The organism is Streptomyces sp. NPDC059788, assembly GCF_042732265.1.
In the GTDB taxonomy this organism is placed as follows: domain Bacteria; phylum Actinomycetota; class Actinomycetes; order Streptomycetales; family Streptomycetaceae; genus Streptomyces.
Genome location: NZ_JBHWHY010000045.1, coordinates 45432 through 67015, shown reverse-complemented (window position 1 = coordinate 67015; position 21584 = coordinate 45432). Strand labels below are relative to the sequence as shown.

Annotated in this window: 24 protein-coding genes; 12 read left to right on the top strand and 12 right to left on the bottom strand. The window is 73.4% G+C overall.

Features of this window, described 5'->3' with window-relative positions:
* Window positions 1-55: 55 nt before the first annotated feature.
* On the bottom strand, window positions 56-625 hold the full coding sequence (locus ACFV57_RS32235; RefSeq protein WP_385239459.1) for an RNA polymerase sigma factor: 570 nt from the start codon (window positions 623-625) through the stop codon (window positions 56-58).
* Between the two features lie 155 nt (window positions 626-780).
* On the opposite strand from ACFV57_RS32235, the gene ACFV57_RS32230 reads away from it, so the two are divergent.
* The gene (locus tag ACFV57_RS32230) at window positions 781-2091 is read left to right on the top strand and encodes an alpha/beta fold hydrolase (protein ID WP_385239457.1); all 1311 of its coding nucleotides are present in this window, start codon (window positions 781-783) and stop codon (window positions 2089-2091) included.
* A gap of 102 nt (window positions 2092-2193) precedes the next feature.
* Here ACFV57_RS32230 and ACFV57_RS32225 read toward each other — a convergent pair whose 3' ends face one another.
* The 5 genes from ACFV57_RS32225 to ACFV57_RS32205 form a co-directional block, all read right to left on the bottom strand.
* The gene (locus ACFV57_RS32225; protein ID WP_385239455.1) at window positions 2194-3258 is read right to left on the bottom strand and encodes an aminotransferase class V-fold PLP-dependent enzyme; all 1065 of its coding nucleotides are present in this window, start codon (window positions 3256-3258) and stop codon (window positions 2194-2196) included.
* A 116-nt stretch (window positions 3259-3374) separates the two neighbouring features.
* Window positions 3375-4085 (bottom strand): DsbA family oxidoreductase, encoded by a 711-nt coding sequence (locus tag ACFV57_RS32220; RefSeq protein WP_385239453.1) that lies wholly within the window; start codon window positions 4083-4085, stop codon window positions 3375-3377.
* 197 nt (window positions 4086-4282) lie between these two features.
* Window positions 4283-4501 (bottom strand): DUF397 domain-containing protein, encoded by a 219-nt coding sequence (locus ACFV57_RS32215; RefSeq protein ID WP_385239451.1) that lies wholly within the window; start codon window positions 4499-4501, stop codon window positions 4283-4285.
* A 57-nt stretch (window positions 4502-4558) separates the two neighbouring features.
* Window positions 4559-4765, bottom strand: a complete 207-nt coding sequence (locus tag ACFV57_RS32210; protein ID WP_385239449.1) for a DUF397 domain-containing protein — start codon at window positions 4763-4765, stop codon at window positions 4559-4561.
* On the bottom strand, window positions 4765-5313 hold the full coding sequence (locus ACFV57_RS32205; protein WP_385239447.1) for a Scr1 family TA system antitoxin-like transcriptional regulator: 549 nt from the start codon (window positions 5311-5313) through the stop codon (window positions 4765-4767). The genes ACFV57_RS32210 and ACFV57_RS32205 overlap by 1 nt, the downstream gene beginning before the upstream one ends.
* 379 nt (window positions 5314-5692) lie before the next feature.
* Between ACFV57_RS32205 and ACFV57_RS32200 the strand changes: the two genes are divergently transcribed.
* A complete protein-coding gene (locus ACFV57_RS32200) occupies window positions 5693-5914 on the top strand; it encodes a hypothetical protein (protein ID WP_385239445.1) in 222 nt (73 codons plus the stop codon).
* Between the two features lie 11 nt (window positions 5915-5925).
* On the opposite strand, the gene ACFV57_RS32195 is transcribed toward ACFV57_RS32200, so the two are convergent.
* Complete coding sequence (locus ACFV57_RS32195) at window positions 5926-6282, bottom strand: hypothetical protein (protein ID WP_385239443.1); 357 nt, start codon at window positions 6280-6282, stop codon at window positions 5926-5928.
* Window positions 6283-6759: 477 nt separating this feature from the next.
* On the opposite strand from ACFV57_RS32195, the gene ACFV57_RS32190 reads away from it, so the two are divergent.
* Window positions 6760-7413, top strand: a complete 654-nt coding sequence (locus ACFV57_RS32190; protein ID WP_385239441.1) for a class I SAM-dependent methyltransferase — start codon at window positions 6760-6762, stop codon at window positions 7411-7413.
* Here ACFV57_RS32190 and ACFV57_RS32185 read toward each other — a convergent pair.
* A complete protein-coding gene (locus ACFV57_RS32185) occupies window positions 7391-7921 on the bottom strand; it encodes a GNAT family N-acetyltransferase (protein WP_385239439.1) in 531 nt (176 codons plus the stop codon). The genes ACFV57_RS32190 and ACFV57_RS32185 overlap by 23 nt on opposite strands.
* A 95-nt stretch (window positions 7922-8016) precedes the next feature.
* Window positions 8017-9648, bottom strand: coding sequence for an aldehyde dehydrogenase (NADP(+)) (locus ACFV57_RS32180; protein WP_385239437.1), 1632 nt, complete (start codon window positions 9646-9648; stop codon window positions 8017-8019).
* A gap of 127 nt (window positions 9649-9775) precedes the next feature.
* Here ACFV57_RS32180 and ACFV57_RS32175 point away from each other — a divergent pair, with 127 nt between their 5' ends.
* From ACFV57_RS32175 to ACFV57_RS32150, 6 genes are all read left to right on the top strand, one after another.
* Window positions 9776-10546 carry an IclR family transcriptional regulator gene (locus ACFV57_RS32175; RefSeq protein ID WP_385239435.1) on the top strand — a complete coding sequence of 257 codons (771 nt, stop codon included), beginning with the start codon at window positions 9776-9778 and terminating at the stop codon, window positions 10544-10546.
* A 181-nt stretch (window positions 10547-10727) separates the two neighbouring features.
* The gene (locus ACFV57_RS32170) at window positions 10728-10871 is read left to right on the top strand and encodes a hypothetical protein (protein WP_385239433.1); all 144 of its coding nucleotides are present in this window, start codon (window positions 10728-10730) and stop codon (window positions 10869-10871) included.
* Window positions 10862-12160, top strand: coding sequence for a sensor histidine kinase (locus ACFV57_RS32165; RefSeq protein ID WP_385239431.1), 1299 nt, complete (start codon window positions 10862-10864; stop codon window positions 12158-12160). Before ACFV57_RS32170 ends, ACFV57_RS32165 begins: the two co-directional genes overlap by 10 nt.
* The gene (locus ACFV57_RS32160; RefSeq protein ID WP_385239429.1) at window positions 12118-12879 is read left to right on the top strand and encodes a response regulator; all 762 of its coding nucleotides are present in this window, start codon (window positions 12118-12120) and stop codon (window positions 12877-12879) included. Before ACFV57_RS32165 ends, ACFV57_RS32160 begins: the two co-directional genes overlap by 43 nt.
* A gap of 384 nt (window positions 12880-13263) precedes the next feature.
* Complete coding sequence (locus ACFV57_RS32155; protein WP_385239427.1) at window positions 13264-13773, top strand: hypothetical protein; 510 nt, start codon at window positions 13264-13266, stop codon at window positions 13771-13773.
* 230 nt (window positions 13774-14003) lie between these two features.
* Complete coding sequence (locus ACFV57_RS32150) at window positions 14004-14693, top strand: class F sortase (protein WP_385239425.1); 690 nt, start codon at window positions 14004-14006, stop codon at window positions 14691-14693.
* A gap of 32 nt (window positions 14694-14725) precedes the next feature.
* Here the strand turns inward: ACFV57_RS32150 and ACFV57_RS32145 are convergent, their stop codons facing one another.
* From ACFV57_RS32145 to ACFV57_RS32135, 3 genes are all read right to left on the bottom strand, one after another.
* Window positions 14726-15634: a hypothetical protein gene (locus ACFV57_RS32145; RefSeq protein WP_385239423.1), complete on the bottom strand. Its 909-nt coding sequence runs from the start codon at window positions 15632-15634 to the stop codon at window positions 14726-14728.
* A gap of 445 nt (window positions 15635-16079) precedes the next feature.
* Window positions 16080-17390 carry a hypothetical protein gene (locus ACFV57_RS32140; protein WP_385239421.1) on the bottom strand — a complete coding sequence of 437 codons (1311 nt, stop codon included), beginning with the start codon at window positions 17388-17390 and terminating at the stop codon, window positions 16080-16082.
* Window positions 17390-18343 carry a 5-dehydro-4-deoxyglucarate dehydratase gene (locus ACFV57_RS32135; RefSeq protein ID WP_385239419.1) on the bottom strand — a complete coding sequence of 318 codons (954 nt, stop codon included), beginning with the start codon at window positions 18341-18343 and terminating at the stop codon, window positions 17390-17392. Before ACFV57_RS32135 ends, ACFV57_RS32140 begins: the two co-directional genes overlap by 1 nt.
* Window positions 18344-18781: 438 nt before the next feature.
* Between ACFV57_RS32135 and ACFV57_RS32130 the strand changes: the two genes are divergently transcribed.
* The 3 genes from ACFV57_RS32130 to ACFV57_RS32120 all read left to right on the top strand — a co-directional run bounded on the left by ACFV57_RS32130 (window position 18782) and on the right by ACFV57_RS32120 (window position 21377).
* The gene (locus ACFV57_RS32130; RefSeq protein WP_385239417.1) at window positions 18782-19591 is read left to right on the top strand and encodes an NAD-dependent epimerase/dehydratase family protein; all 810 of its coding nucleotides are present in this window, start codon (window positions 18782-18784) and stop codon (window positions 19589-19591) included.
* 114 nt (window positions 19592-19705) lie between these two features.
* The gene (locus ACFV57_RS32125; RefSeq protein ID WP_385239415.1) at window positions 19706-19978 is read left to right on the top strand and encodes a GlsB/YeaQ/YmgE family stress response membrane protein; all 273 of its coding nucleotides are present in this window, start codon (window positions 19706-19708) and stop codon (window positions 19976-19978) included.
* 151 nt (window positions 19979-20129) lie between these two features.
* Window positions 20130-21377, top strand: coding sequence for a TerD family protein (locus tag ACFV57_RS32120; RefSeq protein ID WP_385239499.1), 1248 nt, complete (start codon window positions 20130-20132; stop codon window positions 21375-21377).
* Window positions 21378-21584 lie beyond the last annotated feature (207 nt).

The following is a 21584-nucleotide window of genomic DNA, read 5'->3' as shown; positions in this document are numbered from 1 at the left end:
GGGCCGCGCGCCCGCCGTGTCGCTTCCCTTGCTGCCCGCGGCCGCCGCCCGGCATTCAGCACTCGTCCCGTGCTTCGTCGGCCGGGCTGCCGGAACCGGTGGGCGGCCCGGCCAGCCGGTCGGCCAGCCCGTCGAGGGCGTTGCGCAGCCGGGCGGTGGCCGCCGCCTCCGGAATGCCCAGCTCCACCGCGACCTGACGGTACGTCCGCCCGGCGAAGCACGCCAGGTGCAGGGCCTCCCGCTCGGGCAGGGGCAGTTCGGTGAGCGCGGTGTGCAGCGCCGTCCGCGCCTCCTCGGCGGGGTCCGGCACCGCCGCCTGCGGGTCCGTACCGGCCGCCGCGGCCTCCCGCGCCCGGACCACCGCGCCGTGGTGCCCGCGGATGCTCAGCCAGGCGCGCAGCGAGCCGTGTCCGGGCTCGAAGGCGTACGGGCACGTCCACAGTTCGGTGAAGACGCGCTGCGTCACTTCGTCGGCGACCGCCGCGCTGCCGGTCACCCGCCGGGCCACCGCCCGTACCAACGCGCCGTAGGCGTCGTACGCCTCGCCCAGCGCGGATTCGTCTCCGTACACCAGCCGCCGGTGCAGCTCCCGGTCGCGCGGCGGGTACCTGGTTGTCCCGTCCACCGGCACCACCTCGTGAGTGTGTGGTGACATTCCTAGCCTTTCGCCCTCCTTCGCGGTAGCCGTCCGTCCGGCCGAATTGCGCGGCGCCCGGCGGGTGCCGCACGATCCGGAGGGCGTCCGAGGGGCGCGGGGTTCGAGAAGAGCGAGGAGCGTACATGAGCGTCGAGCGACTGCCCGGTGTCGTGCTGACCGATCACTTCCTGGACGTGCCGCTGGACCACGGCGCGCCGGACGGCGAACGGCTGACGGTGTACGGGCGCGAGGCCGTCGCCCCCGGCCGGGAGCACGAGGCGCTGCCCTGGCTGGTCTACCTCCAGGGCGGTCCCGGCAGCGCGTCGCCGCGCCCGCTGGGCCGGGACTCGTGGCTGGTGCGTGCGCTGGACCACTACCGGGTGCTGCTGCTGGACCAGCGCGGCACCGGCCGCTCCGCGCCGGCCAACCGGCAGACCCTCGCGCTGCGCGGCGGCCCCCGCGAACAGGCCGCCTACCTGGCGCATTTCCGCGCCGACGCGATCGTGCGGGACGCCGAGCTGTTCCGCCGCGAGCTGGCCGGCCCCGGTGAGCGGTGGAGCGTCCTGGGGCAGAGTTTCGGCGGTTTCTGCGCCACGACCTACCTCTCGTACGCGCCCGAGGGCCTGCGCGAAGTCATGATCACGGGTGGTCTGCCGGGGCTGCGGAGCAGCGCGGAGGACGTCTACCGGGCCGCGTACCCACGGGTGGCCCGCAAGAACGCCGCGCACTACGCGCGCTACCCGCAGGACATCGAGCGCGCCCGCCGGATCGCCGCGCACCTGCGCGAGCACCCGGCCCGGCTGCCCGGCGGCGGGCAGCTGACGGCGGAGGCGTTCCAGGCGCTGGGTCAGATGCTGGGCAGCGGCACCGGCTCGTACGTCCTGCACTACCTGCTGGAGGGCGCGTGGGTGACCGGCCCCGCCGGGCCCGAACTGGCGGATTCCTTCCTCCAGGCCGTGCAGGGCCATCTCTCCTACACCGCCAATCCGCTGTACGCCGTCCTCCACGAAGCGATCTACGCGCAGCGGTCGGTGTCCCCGAAGGGCACCGGCTGGGCAGCCCAGCAGGTGCGCGCCGAGTTCCCCGAGTTCGACGTGGACACGGCGCTGGACGGCGGGCGTCCGGTGTACTTCACGGGCGAGATGGTTTACCCGTGGCTGTTCGACACCGACCCGTCGCTGCGCCCCCTCGGGGAGACGGCACGGGAACTGGCCGAACACGCCGACTGGCCCGATCTGTACGACGCCGGCCGGCTGGCGGCCAACGAGGTCCCGGCGGCCGCCGCCGTCTACGCCGACGACATGTACGTCGACGTCACCCACTCCCTGGAGACCGCGCGGGAGATCCGCGGTCTGCGCACCTGGGTCACCAACGAGTGGGAGCACGACGGCCTGCGGGTCAGCGACGGCGCGGTGCTGGACCGGCTGACCCGGATGGTCCGCGGAGAGCTCTGACGCGCGGCCCCCTGACCGGCCCGACGAGCCGCACCTGCCCGGCCGGCCGCGCCGGCCCCACCGGCCGCACCCGCCCGGTCAGCCGCACCTGCCCGACGGGCCTCACCCGCCGATCACCTCCAGCAACCGGTCCACGTCGTCCGACGAGTTGTAGAGGTGGAAGGCGGCCCGCAGGTTGCCCGCGCGCACGGCGACCCGTACGCCCGCCGCCTCCAGCCGCTCCGCCGCGTCCGCGAGCCCCGGTACGGACACGATCGCCGAACCGGGCGCGGGCAGCGGGGTGCGGCCGAGCGCCGCGATGCCCGCGCGGTAGCGGTCGGCCAGCGCGGCGTTGTGGGCGTACACGGTCTCGACGCCGATCTCGTTCAGCAGGGCGAGGGAGTGCCGGGCGGCGGCGTACGCGTAGTTGGCGTGCGGCTCGTCGTAGCGGCGGGCGCCGGCCGCGAGGTCCCGGATCGGCCCGTAGTTGGCCTCCATCGGGTCGGCTCCGGCCACCCACCCCGCGTGCAGCGCTTCGAGCCCGCCGCCCGCCGTCCCGTCGTCCGCGCAGACCAGGAAGGAGGTACCGCGCGGGCTCAGCAGCCACTTGAACCCCCCGCACACCACGTAGTCGAAGTCACCGGCCCGCAGCGGCAGCCAGCCCGCGGCCTGGGTGACGTCCAGGAGGGTGCGCGCGCCGTGGGCCCCGGCGGCGGCCCGTACGGCGTCCATGTCGGCGATCCGCCCGTCCCTGGCCTGCACGGCGCTGAACGCGACGAGCGCCGTACCGGGCCGCACGGCGTCGGCCAGCTCCGCGAGCGGCGCGGTCCGCAGCCGCAGCCCGGACCGGGCGGCGAACGGGTTGACCAGCGAACTGAACTCCCCCTCGGGTACGAGCACTTCGGCCCCCGCCGGGAGCGACCCGGCGATCAGCGCGGTGTGCACCGCGACCGCGCCACCGATCGCGACCCGCTCCGGCGGTACCTGCACCAGTTGGGCGAAGGCCTCCCGGGAGGCGTCCGACGGCCCGAAGTAGTCCCGGCCCATGCTCCCGTAGGAGAGGGACTCCTCGACGGCCGCACGCAGGGCGGCGGCCGAACGGGCCGGGAGCAGGCCGCTGGACGCGGTGTTCAGGTACGTGGTCGAGGGGGCGAACTCGTCCCCGCCGAGTGGCTCGATTCGCTGCATGGCCCCACTCTGGCGGCCCGGCCGTCCGCCGTCCATGGCGAATCTCTTTGGAGCGCCGGCAAGCACTCCTTATTCACGCAGGTCAGCTGCGTGCCACGGCGGCGGGGCCGTCGGCCTCAGCTCCCGGGCCCGGGCACACAGACCCCGTCGCCGCACCCGTCCGCGTCCCCGGCCGCCACCGGGGCCTCCTCGGCCCGCTCCTCCCGCGCCCGCTCCAGCGCCTGCCGGAACACCTCGGCGGGCTGCCCGCCGGAGATCCCGTAGCGCCGGTCGATGACGAAGAACGGCACGCCCTGCGCCCCCAGCTCCGCCGCCTCCCGCTCGTCGGCCCGCACGGCCTCGGCGTACGCGGTGCCGTCCGCCAGCACCCGGCGCACGTCCTCTGCCGCCAGCCCCGCCGCGACCGCGACGCCGGTCAGCTCCGCCACGTCCCCGAGCGGCCGGGCCTCCGCGAAGTTCGCCCGGTACAGCGCGCCGAGCAGCGCGTCCTGCACGCCGCGCTCCTTGGCCAGGTGCAGCAGCCGGTGCAGGTCGAAGGTGTTCCCGTGAATCCGGTCGGACCGGTACCCCAGCCCCTCCCCCGCCGCCGCCTCGGCAACCCGGGCCTCCATCGCCTCGGCCTGCTCCCGCGACACCCCGTACTTGCCCGCGAGCATCTCCAGCACCGGCACACCCGCGGCCGGCGCGGCCTGCGGGTCGAGCTCGAACGACCGGTGCACCACCTCCACCTCGTCCCGGTGGGCGAACGCGGCCAGGCCCTTCTCGAAGCGTGCCTTTCCGATGTAGCACCAGGGGCAGGCGATATCGGCCCAGATCTCGACGCGCATGACAGGTGTTTCCTCTGAAGTTTCGGTGCGAAGGGGGACAGGAGCGGACAACCGTGCGCGGCCGGTGGCTATTCCCGGGCACGGTGACAGGTGCGGGTGTGCGGCATCACATGGCGGCACGGACGCTCCGCAGGACATGGAGAAGCCCCGCCGCCCCGTTACGGGGACGGCGGGGCCTTTGGGCCGGTCGGCCAAGGTCAGACAGCGGCCTGCCGGGCGAACCGGATCAGCCCACTGAATTCGTCACCAGTGAACTTCAGGCACGGCCCGTCCGGAAACGCGCTGTCCCGGACCAGATACTCACCAGTGGCCACGGCGTGCTCCGGCGCCCACTCGATGCACTGGCCGCCTTCGCCACCGCTGTGACTGCTCTTGACCCACTGCGTAGCGCGCATGGGGCGTGGGGTGCTGCTCATCTGGTGTATTCCTCCGCAACGCTGGGAACGGCGGGGTTTCTGGGCCGGTCGGCCGGGTCAGACTGCAGACTGCCGGGCGAACCGGATCAGCCCGGTGAAGGCCTCACCGGTAAGCGTCAGGTGAGGGCCACCCGGAACCTTGCTGTCCCGGACCAGAAACTCCCCGGTGGCCACCGCGTGCCCCGGCGCCCACTCGACGCATTGGCCTCCGTCCCCGCTGCTGTAGGTGCTCTTGACCCAACGGACGGACTTCGTTTGCTTCATCACGCGTACTCCTTGATCGCTTCGCGTAGTGCGCGGAGTGACTGCTCCGGGGACAGCGCGTCCGCGCGCAGCCGTTCGAACCTGCTCGTACCCGTGGCCACCACGGACGCCGAATCGATGACGCGCCCCAGTCCCTGAGCTTCCGAGTAGAGCACCGGTGGCGAGCCATCATCGAACGTCAGCAGCGTAAAGGTCTGCAGAACGCCTATGACCAGGAACGGCGAGAAGTCGAGAACTTGCGCCGCCTTCTCCTCCATCAGCAGGTACGGCACGAACCACTCGGGGTGCCCGTGCTGCGAGATCCGGGTACGCATACGAGCGAAGTACCCGGAGGTGTTGAAAAACCGGTCGCATCCTTCGGCGAAATGCGGGCTGGCAAGAGCCTTCCCCTGCTTCACCTTCGTCACGTACGGAGCCTTGTAGCCTGTCGCGTGGGCCAGTTGCCGCTGTGCGGCGCCGTGATGACGAAGGGCCTCCTCCAGCTCTCGCCCGAACCACTCAAGGCCGTTGCGCGGTTCGGGTCGTGGCGCGGAGGGGATTTCGCTCATGCGTACAACTCCCTGTTTTTCCAGCCGTCTTGGAAACTCTCCGGCCCTGTTGATCCTACGCCCGGCACGGCAGCCTGTGCGCAGACAGTCGCGCACCGGATGAAGGGCTCAGCAGCACATGCCGAACGGTCCACCGGAACACGTACCGCCGGTTCAACCCGATCACCACCGCCCACCCGGCATCGTCCACCGACGCGCTTCCAGAAACGGTGAACCCACGTGACCAGCCCCGGGCCGGGAGCACTTCTCCCGTCTCATGCGCTCACACGGACACGCAGGCGTGCTCCATCTGCGTACCAGTGATGGCAGTGCCGCTGCTCTCGACAACCCACAACCCGAAGGCCGGACCATGGCAACACCCGCCCCCACTCCGACGCGCATGGCAATCCAGATCACCGGCATTCGGAAACACGTCGCCGAATGCGTGACCGAAACCGGCGGTGAGACGTGCGGTATCCGCTCCAGCGCCTGGGACACCCCGGCACAGTTGAACACTTGGATTCGTGCGCACGCGGACGAGACCGGACACACGAAGTACAAGAAGCACACGGAAGAGCCCGTCAACACCTTCTCGAAGCGCGCCACAGCAGCAGATCGCTGATCAAGGCGGGGTCACTTCAAAAATCCAATGCGGAGCTTGAGCAAATAATTACTACGCGGGAACGCTATCTGCACCAGCGCCCAGCGCCCTTCATTGGTCCGTACACATAGACTTTCATCATGCTTGAGTGACGCTGCACGCAACAGACCCGCGAAAAACTCCGCCCGCGTCGAACAGTACGGTATGTCGGCGTCGTTGATGACGCCGATCTTCGATCCCGTGTCGCTCCCGCTCTTCAGCGGGTGCTTCGACACGAGGCCCGCGAGGTGGGTGATGTCGGTATCTTTGTTCGCGTAGGCCGTTACGGCCCTTCCGTCAACGTCCAGCGCCCCTTGGTGCGGCAGGGATACGTTGTAGATGTCCGTCATGAAGTCATCGTTCGCCCGAATGTCGGCAGTCGGACTCGGAGAGCCGGCCGACGACTCGCCGCTGCCCGGCGACCTGCCGGACGCAGAACCGGGTGATGTTCCTGCGGGGGACGGGCCGGAAGGTCCTGGTTCCGAGTCGTTACCCGTGATGAGCAGCGGAATGACTATCGCGACCACGGCCACTGCATTGGCCACCCAGCCGATGAACGTCGGCGAGCGGAACAGTCTCCTCCGCGGCGCCCCGCTTTCCCTCTGATCGCTGACCGCGGCGCCGTGATCGCTGGAATCGCCACCACCCACCTCCATTGACCACCCCCAGACCTTCCGCACATCAATGTGCCCATCGTGACGATGCGCCAACGCCGCCCACCGGACTTTGCGGGACTGTTACTTGGGGCGTGCCGCGATCAGTGCCCCCGGATGCGGCACGTCGCGGAAATGAGCGGCTGCCCGCCCCTTCCGGGGTAACTTCCGTTCATGGAGATGCGCCAGGAGGCACGGGAGTTCTGGGAGGGCGCGGGGGCCGCCAAGACGTTCACGCATCCGCTGGATGCGGGGCTGCTCGACACGTACGTGCCGCGTGATGTGCCGGTGCTGGACCACGGCTGCGGGTACGGGCGGCTGACCGCCGAGCTGGTGGCGGCCGGGTACGCGGACGTGCGTGGGGCGGACGTGTCGCGGGCGCTCGTCGAGCGGGGCCGGCGGGAGCATCCGCAGGCGCGGCTCGCGCACTGTCCGGCGCTGCCGCTGCCGTTCGCGGACGGGAGTTTCGGGGCGGCGCTGCTGTTCGCCGTGCTGACGTGTGTGCCCGGGTCCGGGGCGCAGCGGGAGATCGTCGCGGAGCTGGGGCGGCTGGTGCGGCCGGGCGGGGTGCTGTACCTGAGCGACATGCCGTTGCAGAGCGACCGGCGGCACGTGGCGCGGTACGAGGAGTTCGCGGGCCGGTACGGGACGTACGGGGTGTTCGAGACGCCGGACGGCGGGGTGTTCCGGCACCACGAGCCGGACCACCTGCACGGCCTGGTCCGGGCGCACGGTTTCGTGGTGGAGGCCGAGCGCAGGGACACGGTCGCGACGCTGGACGGGCACACCGCCGAGCGGCTTCAGCTCATCGGGCGGCGGCAGGGGTGAGCGGCAGCACGAGGTCGAGGTGGGTGGCGTCCGGTGCGGGGCGGCGGGCGGTGTCCGGCTGCCAGCCGTGCCGGGTGTAGAAGGCGCGGGCCGGCCGGTTGTGCCAGTAGACCTCCAGATGGGCGGTGGCGGCGCCGGCCGACCGCCAGCCGGCCTCGCAGGCGCGGTGCAGGGCGGTGCCGATGCCGGCGCGCCACCGGTCGGGGTCGACGTGGAGCTGGAGGAGCTCGACGGTGCCGGCGGGGGCGCCGCCCTCGCGGCGGTAGGAGGCGACGCCGACGACGGCGCCGTCCCGCTCCGCGCACAGCACGGTGGCGTCCGTACGGGCGAGCGTGTGTGCCCAGCCGTCGCGCCAGCGGGCGCGGCCTGCCGGGTCGTCGAGCTGCGCTTCGGGGACGCGGCCGCGGTAGTACCTCGCGCGGGCGCGTACGTGCAGGTCGGTGATGGCTTCGAGGTCGGCGGCCGTCGCGTTGCGGATGTCCGTGGCCGCCGGGGTCCCGGGAGCCACAGGGGTCCCGGGAGCCACAGGGGTCCCGGGTGCCGGGATCTGCGGGAGCGTTCGGGGTGCGGGGGCGTCCGGTGCGTGGGCCATGGGTGCGTACGTCATCCTTCGGGGCGGCCGTCGACGCGGCGGGGCAGGCGCAGCGGGTTGTCCTCGCGCAGTTCCGGCGGGAGCAGGGCGGGCGGGGTGTCCTGGTAGACGACCGGGCGCAGCCAGCGTTCGACGGCCGTGCCGCCGACGGAGGTGCTGGTGGAGGTCGTGGCCGGGTAGGGGCCGCCGTGGTGCTGGGCGGGGGCGACGGCGACGCCGGTCGGCCAGCCGTTGACGAGGACCCGGCCGGCCAGTGGGGTCAGCGCGGCCAGCAGCCGCGCGCCGCGCCCCGTGGCGTCATCGTCTCCGCCCGCGTCCGCGTTCCCGGCCCCGTTCCCGTCCCCGCCTGCGTTCCCGTCCGCGCCGGGCAGCGCGTCCCCGTCCGCCCCGGGCCCCGCGCACTCCGCCGCGCCGAGCTGGAGCGTGGCGGTGAGGTTGCCGGGCAGCCGGGCCAGTACGGCGCCGATCTCGGCGTCGTCGGTGTAGCGCACGAGGACGGTGACCGGCCCGAAGCACTCCTCCAGCAGCAGGTCGTGGGTGCCGCCGTCCTCGGCGAGCCGGGCCGCCGGGACGGTGAGGAAGCCCGCGCTGACGGTGTGCTCGCCGCCCGCGCCGGGTGTCACCGGCGCCTGCACGTCCGGCAGCGCGGCGCGCTCCCGTACGCCGTCGATGAAGGCGTCCCGCATCCGGTGGTCCAGGAGGACTCCGGCCTCGGTGTTGCCGACGGCGTCCGTCAGGGAGCGCACCAGGCGGTCGCCGGCCGGGCCGGCCGGCGCGAGGACCAGTCCGGGTTTGACGCAGAACTGACCGGTGCCGAGGGTCATCGACCCGGCGAGGCCGGTGCCGATCTGCTCGGCGCGCTCCTCGGCGGCGGCCTCGGTGACCACGACCGGGTTGAGGCTGCCGAGTTCGCCGTGGAAGGGGATCGGGCGGGGGCGGGCGGCGGCCTCGTCGTACAGGGCGCGTCCGCCGCGTACCGATCCGGTGAAGCCCGCGGCGGCGACGAGCGGGTGCCGGACCAGTTCGATGCCCGCCTCGAAGCCGTGCACCAGGCCGATCACGCCTTCCGGTACGCCTACTTCGGCGGCGGCGCGGCGCAGCAGGGCGGCGCTCAGTTCGGAGGTGGCCGGGTGGTCGGGGTGGGCCTTGACGACGACCGGGCAGCCCGCGGCGAGCGCGCTGGCGGTGTCGCCGCCGGGCACGGAGAAGGCGAGCGGGAAGTTGCCGGCCGCGTAGACGGCGACGACACCGAGCGGGATCTTGTGGCGGCGCAGGTCGGGGCGGGGCGGGGTGAGCGCGGGGTCGGCGTGGTCGATCCGTACGTCGAGGAAGGCGCCGTCCTCGACCACCTCGGCGAACGCGCGCAACTGGTACGTCGTGCGGGCGAGTTCGCCGGTGAGCCGCCCGGGTCCGAGCGCGGTCTCCGCGTCGGCGGCCTCGACGATCCGCTCCCCGGCGCCGTCCAGCAGATCGGCGGCGCGGCGCAGCAGGGCGGCCCGTACGCCGCGGTCGGCGAGCGCGCCGCGGGCGTCGTGCGCGGCCCGTACGGCGGCGTCGACCCCGGCGGCCGTGGCCTCCACCGCAACCTGCTCGCGCCGCTTCCCGGTTCGGGGGTCGGCACTCCAGACTGGTGCTGCTGCCACCGCGCATTCCTCCCAGCGAACTGTTGCCGCGCCCAGGATGCCGTTCGGTATGCTGAACGCTGTCCCAGGTGGTGAATGTGATGTCCGCTGGGACTCTATGGCTGTCCGAACTGAGGGGTCAAGGCCGATGTCCGCTGCCGAGACCACCGGAGCGCAGGTCAAGTCCGCTGTGCGCACGGTGGAGTTGCTGGAGTACTTCGCGGGCCGCCCCGGTATGCACAGCCTCGCCTCCGTACAGGAGGCCGTGGGCTACCCGAAGTCCAGCCTCTACATGCTGCTGCGCACCCTCGTCGAACTGGGCTGGGTGGAGACCGACGCCACCGGCACCCGGTACGGGATCGGTGTGCGCGCCCTGCTGGTCGGCACCTCGTACATCGACGGCGACGAGGTCGTGGCCGCCGCCCGCCCCACCCTGGACCGGCTCTCCGACGACACCACCGAGACCATCCACCTGGCCCGGCTGGACGGCACCAACGTCGTCTATCTCGCCACCCGCCAGTCCCAGCACTACCTGCGCCCGTTCACCCGCGTCGGCCGCCGGCTGCCCGCCCACTCCACGTCCCTGGGCAAGGCGCTGCTCGCGACCTACACCGACGAGCAGGTCCGGGCGCTCCTCCCGGAGAAGCTGGACGCCCTGACCGAGCACACCATCACCGACCGCGAGCAGCTCATCGGGGAACTGCGCCTGGTGCGCGAACAGGGCTACGCCGTGGACCGCGAGGAGAACACGCTGGGCCTGCGCTGCTTCGGCGTGGCGATCCCGTACCGCACCCCGGCGCGGGACGCGGTCAGCTGCTCGGTGCCGGTCGCCCGGCTGACCCCGGGGCACGAGCAGCTGATCAAGGACGCGCTGTTCGACGCCCGCGACCGGCTGACCCTGGCCACGCGACGCCTCTGAGGCCGGACGGGACGCGAAGCCGGGCCGCACGCCCGGGCCGTACGCCGTACACCCGGCGCCGTGCGCCCGGGGCTTCGCGCCCGGCAGACGGCGGCAACGGCGGCCCGCCTCCCCCGCGCGGCGGAGGCGGATCGTCGTCAGGGCCGAGGCCCCGGCGTACGGAGGCCGCGATCCTGGGGGCATGACCGACCACCGCCCGTCCCGCGCGGCACCCGCCCGGAAGCCGTCCGCGCCGCCGACGGGCCTGGCCTACGCTGTGCGGATGATCGTCGGGATGCTCCCCGCCCGCACCGGCGCCACCCCGCGGGCGGCGCGATGCGGGTGACCCTCCGCCGCTGGGTGCACCTCATCCTCGGCGGCGCCCTGCTGATGCCGTACTTCCTGCTGATGACGGTCCTCGTGCCGCTGCTCTTCGACGGCGTGGACCCGTTCTCCGACTTTCCGTGGCAGTTCATCGCGTTCGGCGCGGCGCTGCCGCTCGTCGCGCTCAGCGCGCTGCTCTTCCCGCTGCTGCGCACGCTGGAGTCGACCGCGACGCGGTCGCTGTGCGGCCTGCCGCCGGACGTGGCGGCCGAACTGGCCGAGGAGCCCGCCGACTCGTGGGCCGCCCGACGCCGTACGGCCCTGTGGTTCGTGGCGCACCTGACCGCCGGCGGCATCGTCAGCGGCATGACGCTGGCGGCGCCGCCCGCCGCCGTGATGCTGCTCCTCCTGCCGTTCGCGGACCCGCTGCGGCACGAGGAAATCGGCTGGCCGGCACTGGCGGGCGGCGTACTCGCCCCGCTCCTCGGCCTCGCGCTGCTCGCCCTGGTGGCGGGCACCTCCTGGGCGGCCGGGGCGCTGCTGGCCCGCCTGGCGCCCGTACTGCTGGGCCGTACGCCCGCCGACCGGCTGGCCGCCGCCGAACGCCGGGCCGCCGACCTCGCCTCCCGCAACCGGCTCGCCCGCGAACTGCACGACTCCGTGGGGCACGCGCTGAGCGCGGTGACCCTCCAGGCAGGCGCGGCCCGCCGGGTGCTGGACTTTGACCCGGAGTTCGCGCGGCAGGCGCTCGCCGCCATCGAGGAGACCACCCGCGGCGCGGTCGCCGAACTCGACACCGTTCTGGGCCTGTTGCGGGAGGACGGCGACGGCCGCCGCACCGCGCCCGCGCCGACGCTGGACGGCCTGGACGGGCTGCTGGACCGTTCCCGCGCCGCCGGGCTGCGGATCGGCGCGGACGTCGACAACGGGTGCGGGCGGCTGCCGCCGCTGGTCTCACGGGAGGCGTACCGAATGGTGCAGGAAGGTCTCAGCAACGCGCTGCGGCACGCCGGTGCCGTACCGGTCCGGCTGCGGATCGCCCTGGAAGCGGACGAGTTGAGGATCACGATGGAGAACCCGATGGGGGACGTAGTGGGCGATGCGATGGGGGACGCAGTGGATGATGTGGTGGAGAGCGCGCGGGTGGAGGCGCCAAGCGGTACGGGCGCGGGCGCGCCCCGCTCCGGCGGCGGTCGCGGCCTGCACGGCATCGCCGAACGCGCCCGTCTGCTGGGCGGCGAGGCGCGGGCCACGGGCCGGGACGGCGTATGGCGGCTGGCCGTACGGCTCCCGCTGGGGGCGGCCCGGTGAGCGGCCCGGACGAGGGGCGCCCGGCCGCCCGTACCGGCGACACCTCAGGGGCCCCCGCTCCCCCGCTGCGTATCGTCCTCGCCGACGACGAGCGGATGGTGCGTACGGCGCTGCGCGCGATCCTCGGCGCCGAGCCGGACATGGAGGTCGTCGGCGAGGCGGCCACCGGCGCCGAGGCCGTGCCGATGATCCGCGAACTGCGCCCGGACATCGTGCTGATGGACGTGCGGATGCCGGAGATCGACGGTATCCGCGCGACCGGGCAGGTACTGGCGGGCATGGCGGACCCGCCCCGCGTCATCGTGGTGACGACCTTCGAGAACGACGCGTACGTGTACGACGCGCTGCGCGCCGGCGCCAGCGGCTTCCTGCTGAAGCGGGCCGGAGTGGAGGACCTGGTGCAGGCGGTACGGATGGTGGCGCGCAGCGACTCGCTGCTGTTCCCGGCGGCGGTACGGGAGCTGGCCGCCCGGTACGCGGGGGCGCGGACCGCGCGGGAGACGGCGCGGGCCCTGCGGGCGCGCCTGTCCGACCGCGAGGCGGACGTGCTGCGGCTGATGACCAAGGGCCTGACGAACGCGGAGATCGCGGAGCGGCTGGGGGTCGGCCCGGCGACGGTCAAGACGCATGTCGCGGGGGTGCTGGCCAAGCTGGGGGTGCGGGACCGCACCCAGGCGGTGATCGCCGCGTACGAGAGCGGGTTCGTCCGGGCGGGCTGACGCGGCGGGGCGCGGGGCCGGGTTCCGGCTCCGGGCGCCGCCCGTGCCCCCGTACAGGCGTACCGAGCGCCGGACGTTCACCCGTCCGGACACCCTGCGTCACACCCGATCGCGCAGCGTCACCAGCACATTCCGCGGGAAAAATCCGTCACCCGTTCAACCCAATGCGCCACGTCACCGAACGTCACCACCACCTCCCGCCTGACCTGCTGAAACGTAACCGATCATGCGCGACACGCCGAAGAGGTACGGGAGTTCTGACATCGCGTCAACAGGCTCCCGGCGCGCCCGGCCGCTTACCTCGGAATCAGGAAGCGCGGAACTCCCCCAACTTCCTTGCGGCGCACTGGTGTGCCGCGGCCGCGCTTCGTGGAGGTTCGTGACATGCGTTCCACTCGCGTTCTCACCGGTGCCGCCCTGTCCGTCGCCGCCCTCGGCCTGACCGCGTGCCCGGTGTTCGCCGGTGACTTCGGCAAGATCGAGATATCGCCCAACCCGGTCCAGGCCGGCAAGTCGGTCAACCTCAACAGCAGCGACTGCGGCAAGAACGGCTCGGCCAGCGTCGACGCCAGCACGCTGGGCGCCGGCACGGTCACGCTGACCTCGAAGGGCCAGACCCACACCGAAAACGTGCAGGGCTCCCTGCGGGTGCCCGCCAGTACCAAGCCGGGCAACTACGGCATCGGCGGCAAGTGCGCCAACGGCCGGGAGATCACCGGTACGGTGCAGGTCACCGCGGGCACCACCCCGCACGGCAAGACCAAGACGGGCCTGGGTGCCACCAGCGAGGACGCCAACACCACGGAGATCCTCGCGGGTGCGGGCGTGCTGCTGGCAGCCGCTGCCGGTGGCGTGTGGATGGTGCGCCGCCGGCGCGCGGACGGGTCGGCCTGATCCGGTACGCCCCACGGCCCCGGCCGGCACCGGCACAGCCCGGTCCGCCGGCCGGCGGCCCCGGCCTCCCGGACGCGCCTGCCGTACCCGGGACGCCGGGGGGCCGGGAGCAAGCGCCCGGCCGCGGCCCCGGCCCGCGTGCCGTGCGCCGCGTCCCGCCCCCGCAGCCCGCACCCGCGGTCCGCAGCCCACGGCACGCGGTCCGCAGAAGACCCGGAGGCACGACAGCCATGGGACACACCTCCCGCTCCCGCGGCGACCAAGGCGTCATAGCCCTGCTCACCGCGGGCGCGATGGGCACCGGCATCTGGCTGATCGGCCACGGCGCCCAGGCCCAGGCGCCGCCGCCGCAGCCCTCCGCCGACCAGGGGTTCGCCGCCGGCCCGCCGGGCTCCCGGCCGTCCGCGACGCCCGCCCCGCCGCCCCCGCCGATGCCGGCCTCGCGGCCCCTGCGCGTACGCATCCCCTCGATCGGGGTGGACGCGCCGCTGACGGGCCTCGGCCTCGACGAAAGCGGCGGCCTGGCGACCCCGCCGGAGGAGGACAAGAACCTCGCCGGCTGGTACAAGGGCGGCAACACCCCGGGCACGACCGGCACTTCGCTGATCGCCGGGCATGTCGACAACCACGCGGGGCCCGCGGCCTTCTACAATCTCGGCTCCCTGAAGAAGAACCACAGGGTGGAGGTCGTCCGCGCGGACGGCCGGACCGCGGTCTTCTCCGTCGATGCCGTCGAGGTCTACGACGGCGACGACTTCCCGGACAAGAAGGTCTACGATCCGGCCTCCCGCCCCGAACTACGGCTGATCACCTGCGGCGGCGGCTTCAACAAGTCCCGTCAGGAGTACCTGGGCAACGTGGTGGTCTTCGCCCACCTCACCGCCACGAAGCGGGAGCCGGCCCCGCGCCGCGGCGGCTGAACCGCCCGGCGAAAGGCCCCGGCCCCGGCACCTCAGCCCGGAATGCGGTTGCCGCGCCCGTTGAGCGCCATCCGGTTCCAGGTGTGCCGCCGGCCCCGGACCGCCACGGAGTAGGCGTAGAGCAGTTCCGGATCGCACATGCCCGGCAGGAATGCGTCCCCGAAGTGGTGCGCGTCCACACCGATCTCCTTCGCGGTCAGCGCCAGTCGGGGCACGATGTCGGTGTGCGCGCCCTCCTGGCTCGTACCGATCGCGCCCATCACCACCGCGCCCGCGTCCTGGACGGCGGCGACCGCCTCGGCGGCCCGCTCCTTGGTGAGGCCGGGCATGGTGCCGGGCAGCGGCAGCACGACGCCGTCGGCGCCCGCGTCCACCAGCGCCGTCAGCCGCCCGGTGGTGATCCGCTCGGGGTGTCCGGCGTGGTGCATCTTGCCGGACCACAGCGCCACGTCGTCGCCGAGGCCCCGGCGCAGCTCGTCGGTGACGCGGGCCAGGCCCTCGAAACTGCCGCCGGTGCCGGGGTTGGCGGTCAGACAGAGCAGGGCGGCGCCCATGTCGACCAGGCGGCGGGCCTGCTCGGGACCGGCCCGGCGGATCTCCGGTACGTCGCCCGGTTCGAGGTTGACGCCGATCGGGCGGCCCACGTACGAGGCGAGGTCGGCGAAACTGGTGAACGTGCCCAGACCGGGCAGCCGCAGCCGCTCCCCGTCCCAGGCCCGCTCGATGAGGTTGAGGATCACGATGTCCGCGCCGAAGGCGGAGACCAGCTCGATGTTGTGCACGCCCGCGTCGCCGTCGGGGTGGGGGGAGAGCGCCGCGCGCTCGGCGAAGACCTCGGCGATCATCGTGCGGCCCTCGGCGGCCGCGACCGCCTCGGTCAGCTCCCGGCCCCGCAGCGAGGCCAGTTCCTCCCGGTCGAGGTCGAGAATGCGCTGTGTCATGACGTTCCTTCCAGGGTCTTCTCGGGTCGTGCTCGCAGGTGTGCGCGCGGTGCCCGCACGGGTGCACGCGGCGGCGAGCACGTGGACGTTTCCGGTACGCGGCCCCGGATGTACCGTGAGAACCGCGGCCGCGAAACGGAATGCGTTGTAGTAGATCACCGCGCGGCGCGGGCGCATCGGAATGGGCCGGACGGATTTCGCCCCAGCACCTGAACCCCCGCACCTGAATTCGAAACACCGTGGGGTCCGGACGGTCCGCCGAGAGGCCCGGACGGCCCGCCGAGCAGCCGCCCAGAGGGCCGTACGCTGCCGAAACCGGCGCGGTTCGGGTGGTGGAGCCGGGGCCCGCCAACGCCCGGCCGCGGAAAGGGAATCGATATCCGGAGCCGATACGGGTGATTGCGGCGGCGGGTTTTCACGCTTTCGCCGCCGTTCGGCGGGAATTTCAGACCGCGGAATTCCGGGCTCCGCCGTGTTCCCGGCGCGCGGTCGCCGACTCGCGCCGTACGGCCGCTGTCCCGCTCCGTACGGACGCCAGCCCGCTCCGTACGGCTGCCAGGTCGCCGTCGCCCGCCAGGCCCGCGTGATAGAGCCGCAGTTCGTCGGCGCCGAGAGCCGCGGCGTGCGCGGCGTCGACGGCGAGAGTGCCGGGGCTGCCGCCCAGGGCGGTGACGACGGTGAGGTTGGCGGCGACGACGGGGGCGGCGAGTGGGCGCGGGCGCGCCCCGGCTGCCGTCCGCACGTCCGCGAACGGCGCCAGCGCATCCGTACGGGCCGCGTCGTCACCCGTGCACGGCACCACCACCCCGTCGGTGTGCGCAAGGACGTCCGCCGGGTCGACGCCCGCGTTGGCGCCGCAGCGGTGCGCGGCCGGGTCGGCGTGCAGCAGCACGCGGAACCCGTCGTCGGCGGCAGCCCGTACGGCGGCCACAACCTCCCGCCGGAGCGTGCGCGCGGCGTCGTCGCGCCAGCTCCGTACGAGCTCCGCCAGCTCGCCGCCGAGCAGCTTCCCGACGCCGCGCCACTCCCCCGCCCGGCCCCCGCCCGATTCTGCGCCTCCGCCGTCCGCGCCTCTCCACACCGGCTCCAGCGCCCGTACGACCGCGCGCCGCACCTCCTCCCCCGGCACACCCAGCTCCGCGTACCCCGCCCCGCACACCTCGCAGAAGCACAGCGACATCAGGTACTGGGCGGCGCCGGAGAGCGGCACGCCGCCGGTCTTGTCGTGCGCGTGCAGATGCGCCAGCCCGTACCAGCCGCAGGATTCCAGCTCGGTGCCGCGCGCGCCGGGACGCGCCGCCGCCTCCGCCGCCAGGTCGCGGAGGTAGGCGCGGACCTCGGGGCGGGCAATGCAGGGCGCCCACGGGTACCGGTCGCCGTAGGCGTTGCGTACGGCGATGGCGGGGTGCTCGGCGCCCAGGAGGCCGTTGTGTGCCAGCACGACCCAGCTGTGCACCTCAAGGCCCGCGTCCGCCAGCGCGCGCGCCGCCTCGCCGAAGGGGTCCGGGCCCGCCACCCAGTCCTGCGGGTACGGGCGCAGGGCACGGCCTGCCCAGCGTGCGGTGTCCGGCGGGTACAGGACGGCCGAGTGCCGGGCGGTGACGACGCGGTGGTGGGGGTGGCGCGGGGTCAGTGCACGGGTGGAGTGGTAGGCGGCGGCCAGGGTGACCTGCTGGACGCCGAGGTCCGCGACACGGCGGGCGGCGTACGGGTCGCCGGCCACGTCCCACGGGTAGAGGAACGCGGCGGCGCGCATCACCGGCCGCCCGCCGCCGCCTGCGCGCCGACCAGTGCCAGGCCCTGCTGGATCAGCGCGGCCAGCGCCTCGACGTGCTCCGGGGCCGGTTCGCTGAGCGGCGGCCGGACCGGGCCGACGTCCGTCCCGCGCAGCCGTACACCGGCCTTGACCAGCGAGACCGCGTAGCCCCTGCCCTGGTTGCGCAGCTCGACCAGCGGCCGGTAGAAGCCGTCCAGCAGCCGGGCGACCAGCTTGTCGTCGCCGTCGGCGAGGGCGCGGTGGAAGGCGGTGGCGATCTCCGGCGCGAAGGCGAAGACGGCGGAGGAGTACCGGCGCACGCCGAGGCCGCGGTAGGCGAGGCCGGTGAGTTCGGCGGTCGGCAGCCCGTTGAAGTACAGGAACTCCTTCCCCTCCGCCTCCGTCCGTACGGCGCTGATGATCCGCTGGAGGAGATCCAGATCGCCGAGGCCGTCCTTGAGGCCGATGACGCCGGGGGTGCGGGCGAGGGCGGCGACGGTGGCCGGGGTGAAGACGGCGTTGTCGCGCTGGTAGACGATGACGGGCAGCGCGGTGGCGGCGGCGAGTTCCGTGTAGTGGCGCAGCAGGCCCGCCTGGTCGGCGACGACGAGGTACGGCGGCATGGCCAGCAGTCCGTCGGCGCCCGCCTCCTCGGCGAGCCGGGCGTACCGCGCGGCGAGCGCCGTGCCGTACCCGGCGCCGGCCAGCACCGGGACCCGCCCCGCGGCCTCCTGGACGGCCGCCGCCACACAGTCCCGGAACTCCTCGGGGGTCAGCGCGTGGAACTCGCCCGTACCGCAGCAGGCGAAGACGGCGGCCGCGCCCGCGTCGATGCCGCCGCGTACGTGGGCACGGAAGGCGGCGAGGTCGGGGGCGCCGTCGGGCCCGTACGCGGTCACGGGGAAGAACAGCAGTCCGTCGAGGCGCTCGGCGAGCGGCGGGGCTGAGGTCACGGGCTCTCCCTGACATGCTCGTACAGGACGCACACGACACGTCGCGCGCACTTCGCACCGCCGCGCAGTACGCACCATCGCGCGCACTGCGCACCCATGTCACCGCGAAGCCACTACGCGTACACGTCCCTGACTGGTGTCCATACTCATGAACGCGCTCACGCTAGGGCAGCGCTCCCGGGCCGGTCAAGGGCGCGAAACCGCCGTCGGCGGCCCGAAAATCGCACCGCGCAAACGGATTTGACCGGTCCGCCCAGCGTCTTGACCCCGTCCGGCGCGCCTTCCTACGGTGACTCCGTTCGTCCATCCACCTGAACGCCATCCGCGGATGAAGCCGTACGCCACCGGGCCCGGCCGGCCCCACCCCGGTCGCCCCCGCCCCGGCCGGGCGCACCTGCGGCCACACCGCCGATGGCCCGGCCGGAGGAGTCCCGCGCCATGCCCGCACCCCGCACCGTCCTGCTCACCGGCGCCGCCGGCGGCCTCGGCACCCTGATGCGCGAACTGCTGCCCCCGTACGGCTACCGCCTGCGCCTCCTCGACCAGCGGGCGATCGAGGACGCGCCGGACGCCATCACCGCCGACCTGGCCGACAAGGAAGCCCTCCGCCAGGCCGTACGCGGCGTGGACGCGATCATCCACCTCGCCGGAATCTCCCTCGAAGCCCCCTTCGAGAAGATCCTGCGCGCCAACATCGAAGGCACGTACAACCTCTACGAGGCGGCGCGCGAAGCGGGCGTACGCCGCGTCGTCTTCGCCTCCTCCAACCACGCCGTCGGCTTCACCCCGCGCCCCGCCGACGGCTCCGGCGCGATCCCGGTGGACGCCCCGCACCGCCCCGACACGTACTACGGACTGTCCAAGGGCTTCGGCGAGGACCTCGCCTCCCTCTACTGGGACCTGCACGGCATCGAGACGGTCTCCGTCCGCATCGGCTCCTGCTTCCCGCGGCCCACCACCGTCCGGATGCTCTCGATCTGGCTGAGCCCGCCCGACTGCGCGCGCCTGCTGCACGCGGCGCTCACCGCCGAGGGCGTCGGCCACACCGTCGTCCACGGCTCCTCCGCCAACACCCGCCTGTGGTGGGACCTGACCACGGCCCGCTCGCTCGGCTACGCGCCGCAGGACGACTCCGAGCGGTACGCCGCCGAACTCGTCGCCGCGCACGGCGAACTCGACCCCGCCAACCCGGAACACGCACACCTGGGCGGCGCCTTCTGCGTCGATCCGCCCATCTGGCCGTACTGAGCGGCCGTGGCCCCGGCCACGCCGGGCCGGCCGACGCAACCCTCGGCCGCCGCACGGCGTCCTTGTGTGCGTATCAATCATTTGCGCAACTGCGCAGGAACGAGGAACGCATTCATGGGCATCGTCAGCTGGCTCGTACTGGGACTGATCGCGGGCGTCATCGCCAAGGTCCTGCTGCCCGGACGGGACCCGGGCGGACTCGTCGGCACCACCCTCATCGGCATCGTCGGCTCCTTCATCGGCGGCTGGCTCTCCACGAGGATCCTGGACAAGCCGATCCCGAAGGACTTCTACGACCCGTCGATGTGGATCGCCGCCATCGCCGGTTCCCTGGTCCTGCTCATCGCCTACCGCCTGCTGTTCGGCAACAGCCGCGAACGGCGCTGACCGCTGCCGGACCGTCAGGCCGCGAGGCCGCGAGGCCGCGAGGCCGCGAGGCCGCGAGGCCGCGAGGCCGCGAACGGAAACCGCGGCCCCGTCCGGCCCTCGGTAATGGAACCGCAAAGGAAGGCCACTCGTTATCCCCGGCATGACCGCTATGACTCCTGGCTCGAACCTCCCGCTCACCGCCTCGCGGGTGGCGGTGGACGTCACCGCGCCCGTGCGGCTCGATGTGTCGGGCCTGCTGCTCACCGCCGACGGCAAGGTGCGCTCCGACGACGACTTCGTCTTCTACAACCAGCCGGCCGGCCCGGGCGTGACCCACACGTCCGGCGCGGGCGGCGCGGGCGACACGATCACGGTGGACACCGCGGCGGTGCCCGCCGACATCGAGAAGATCGTCGTGACCGCCAGCCTGGACGCGCCCGGCGCCACCTTCGCCGGCACCGAACCGACCGGCACGGTCCGCGACGCCGCCGGCGGCAGCGTCATCGCCTCCTTCACCCCGCCGCAGCTCGGCGCGGAGACCGCCCTCGTGGTCGTCGAGATCTACCGGCGCAACGGCGCCTGGAAGGTCCGCGCCGTCGGCCAGGGCTACGCGAACGGCCTGGCCGGCATCGCCACGGACTTCGGCGTCAGCGTCGAGGAGCCCGCCGCACCGGCCCCGCAGGCACCCCCGGCCGCACCCGCCGCGGCCCCGCAGGCACCCCCGGCCCCGCCGGCCGCGGCCCCTGCCGCTCCGCCCGCCGCCCAGTGGGGCCCGCCCACCGGCGCCCCGGCGCCCATGGCCCCGCCGCCCGCCGCACCGGCCCCCGCGCCCGGCACCGGCAAGATCAACCTCGACAAGGGCCGCGTCAGCCTCCAGAAGAACCAGACCGTCTCCCTGGTCAAGGGCGGCCGCCCGCTCCTGTCCTCGGTCCGCATGGGCCTCGGCTGGGAGCCCGCCTACCGCGGCAAGGACATCGACCTCGACGCCTCCGTGATCGCCTACGGCCCGGACCGCAAGAAGGTCGACAACTGCTTCTTCGGCAAACTCCAGATCCTGAACGGCGCGATCCAGCACTCCGGCGACAACCTCACCGGCGAGGGCGCGGGCGACGACGAGTCCATCACCGTCCACCTCGGCGGCATCCCCCCGCAGGTCACCGGCCTGGTCTTCACGGTGAACTCCTTCTCCGGCCAGAAGTTCTCCGACGTCGCCAAGGCCTACTGCCGCCTGCTCGACGCCCAGACCGGCGAAGAGCTGGTCCGCTTCGACCTCACCCAGTCCGAGCCGCGCACGGGCGTCATGATGGCCAAACTCATCCGCCAGTTCTCCGGCGAATGGGAAATGACCGCCATGGGCGAATTCGTCGACTCCCGCACCGTCCGCGGCATGGTCAAACCGGGCGGCGCGGCACTCTGACCCACCAGGGGCGGCATCCGGTCCACCGGCCAAAGATCGTGGGCGACGACCGGATCTCCATGCCGAAGTCGGCATGGAGCACCCCCTCGGCCAGGAAAATGATTGTGGTGGGGGGCCCCCAAAGGCGCCCCCCCCACCCCAGGCCCCGCCCATTAACACCCCCCGCAGCCCCCCACCGCGCAGCGCGCCGGCCGCCCCCGGCCGGGC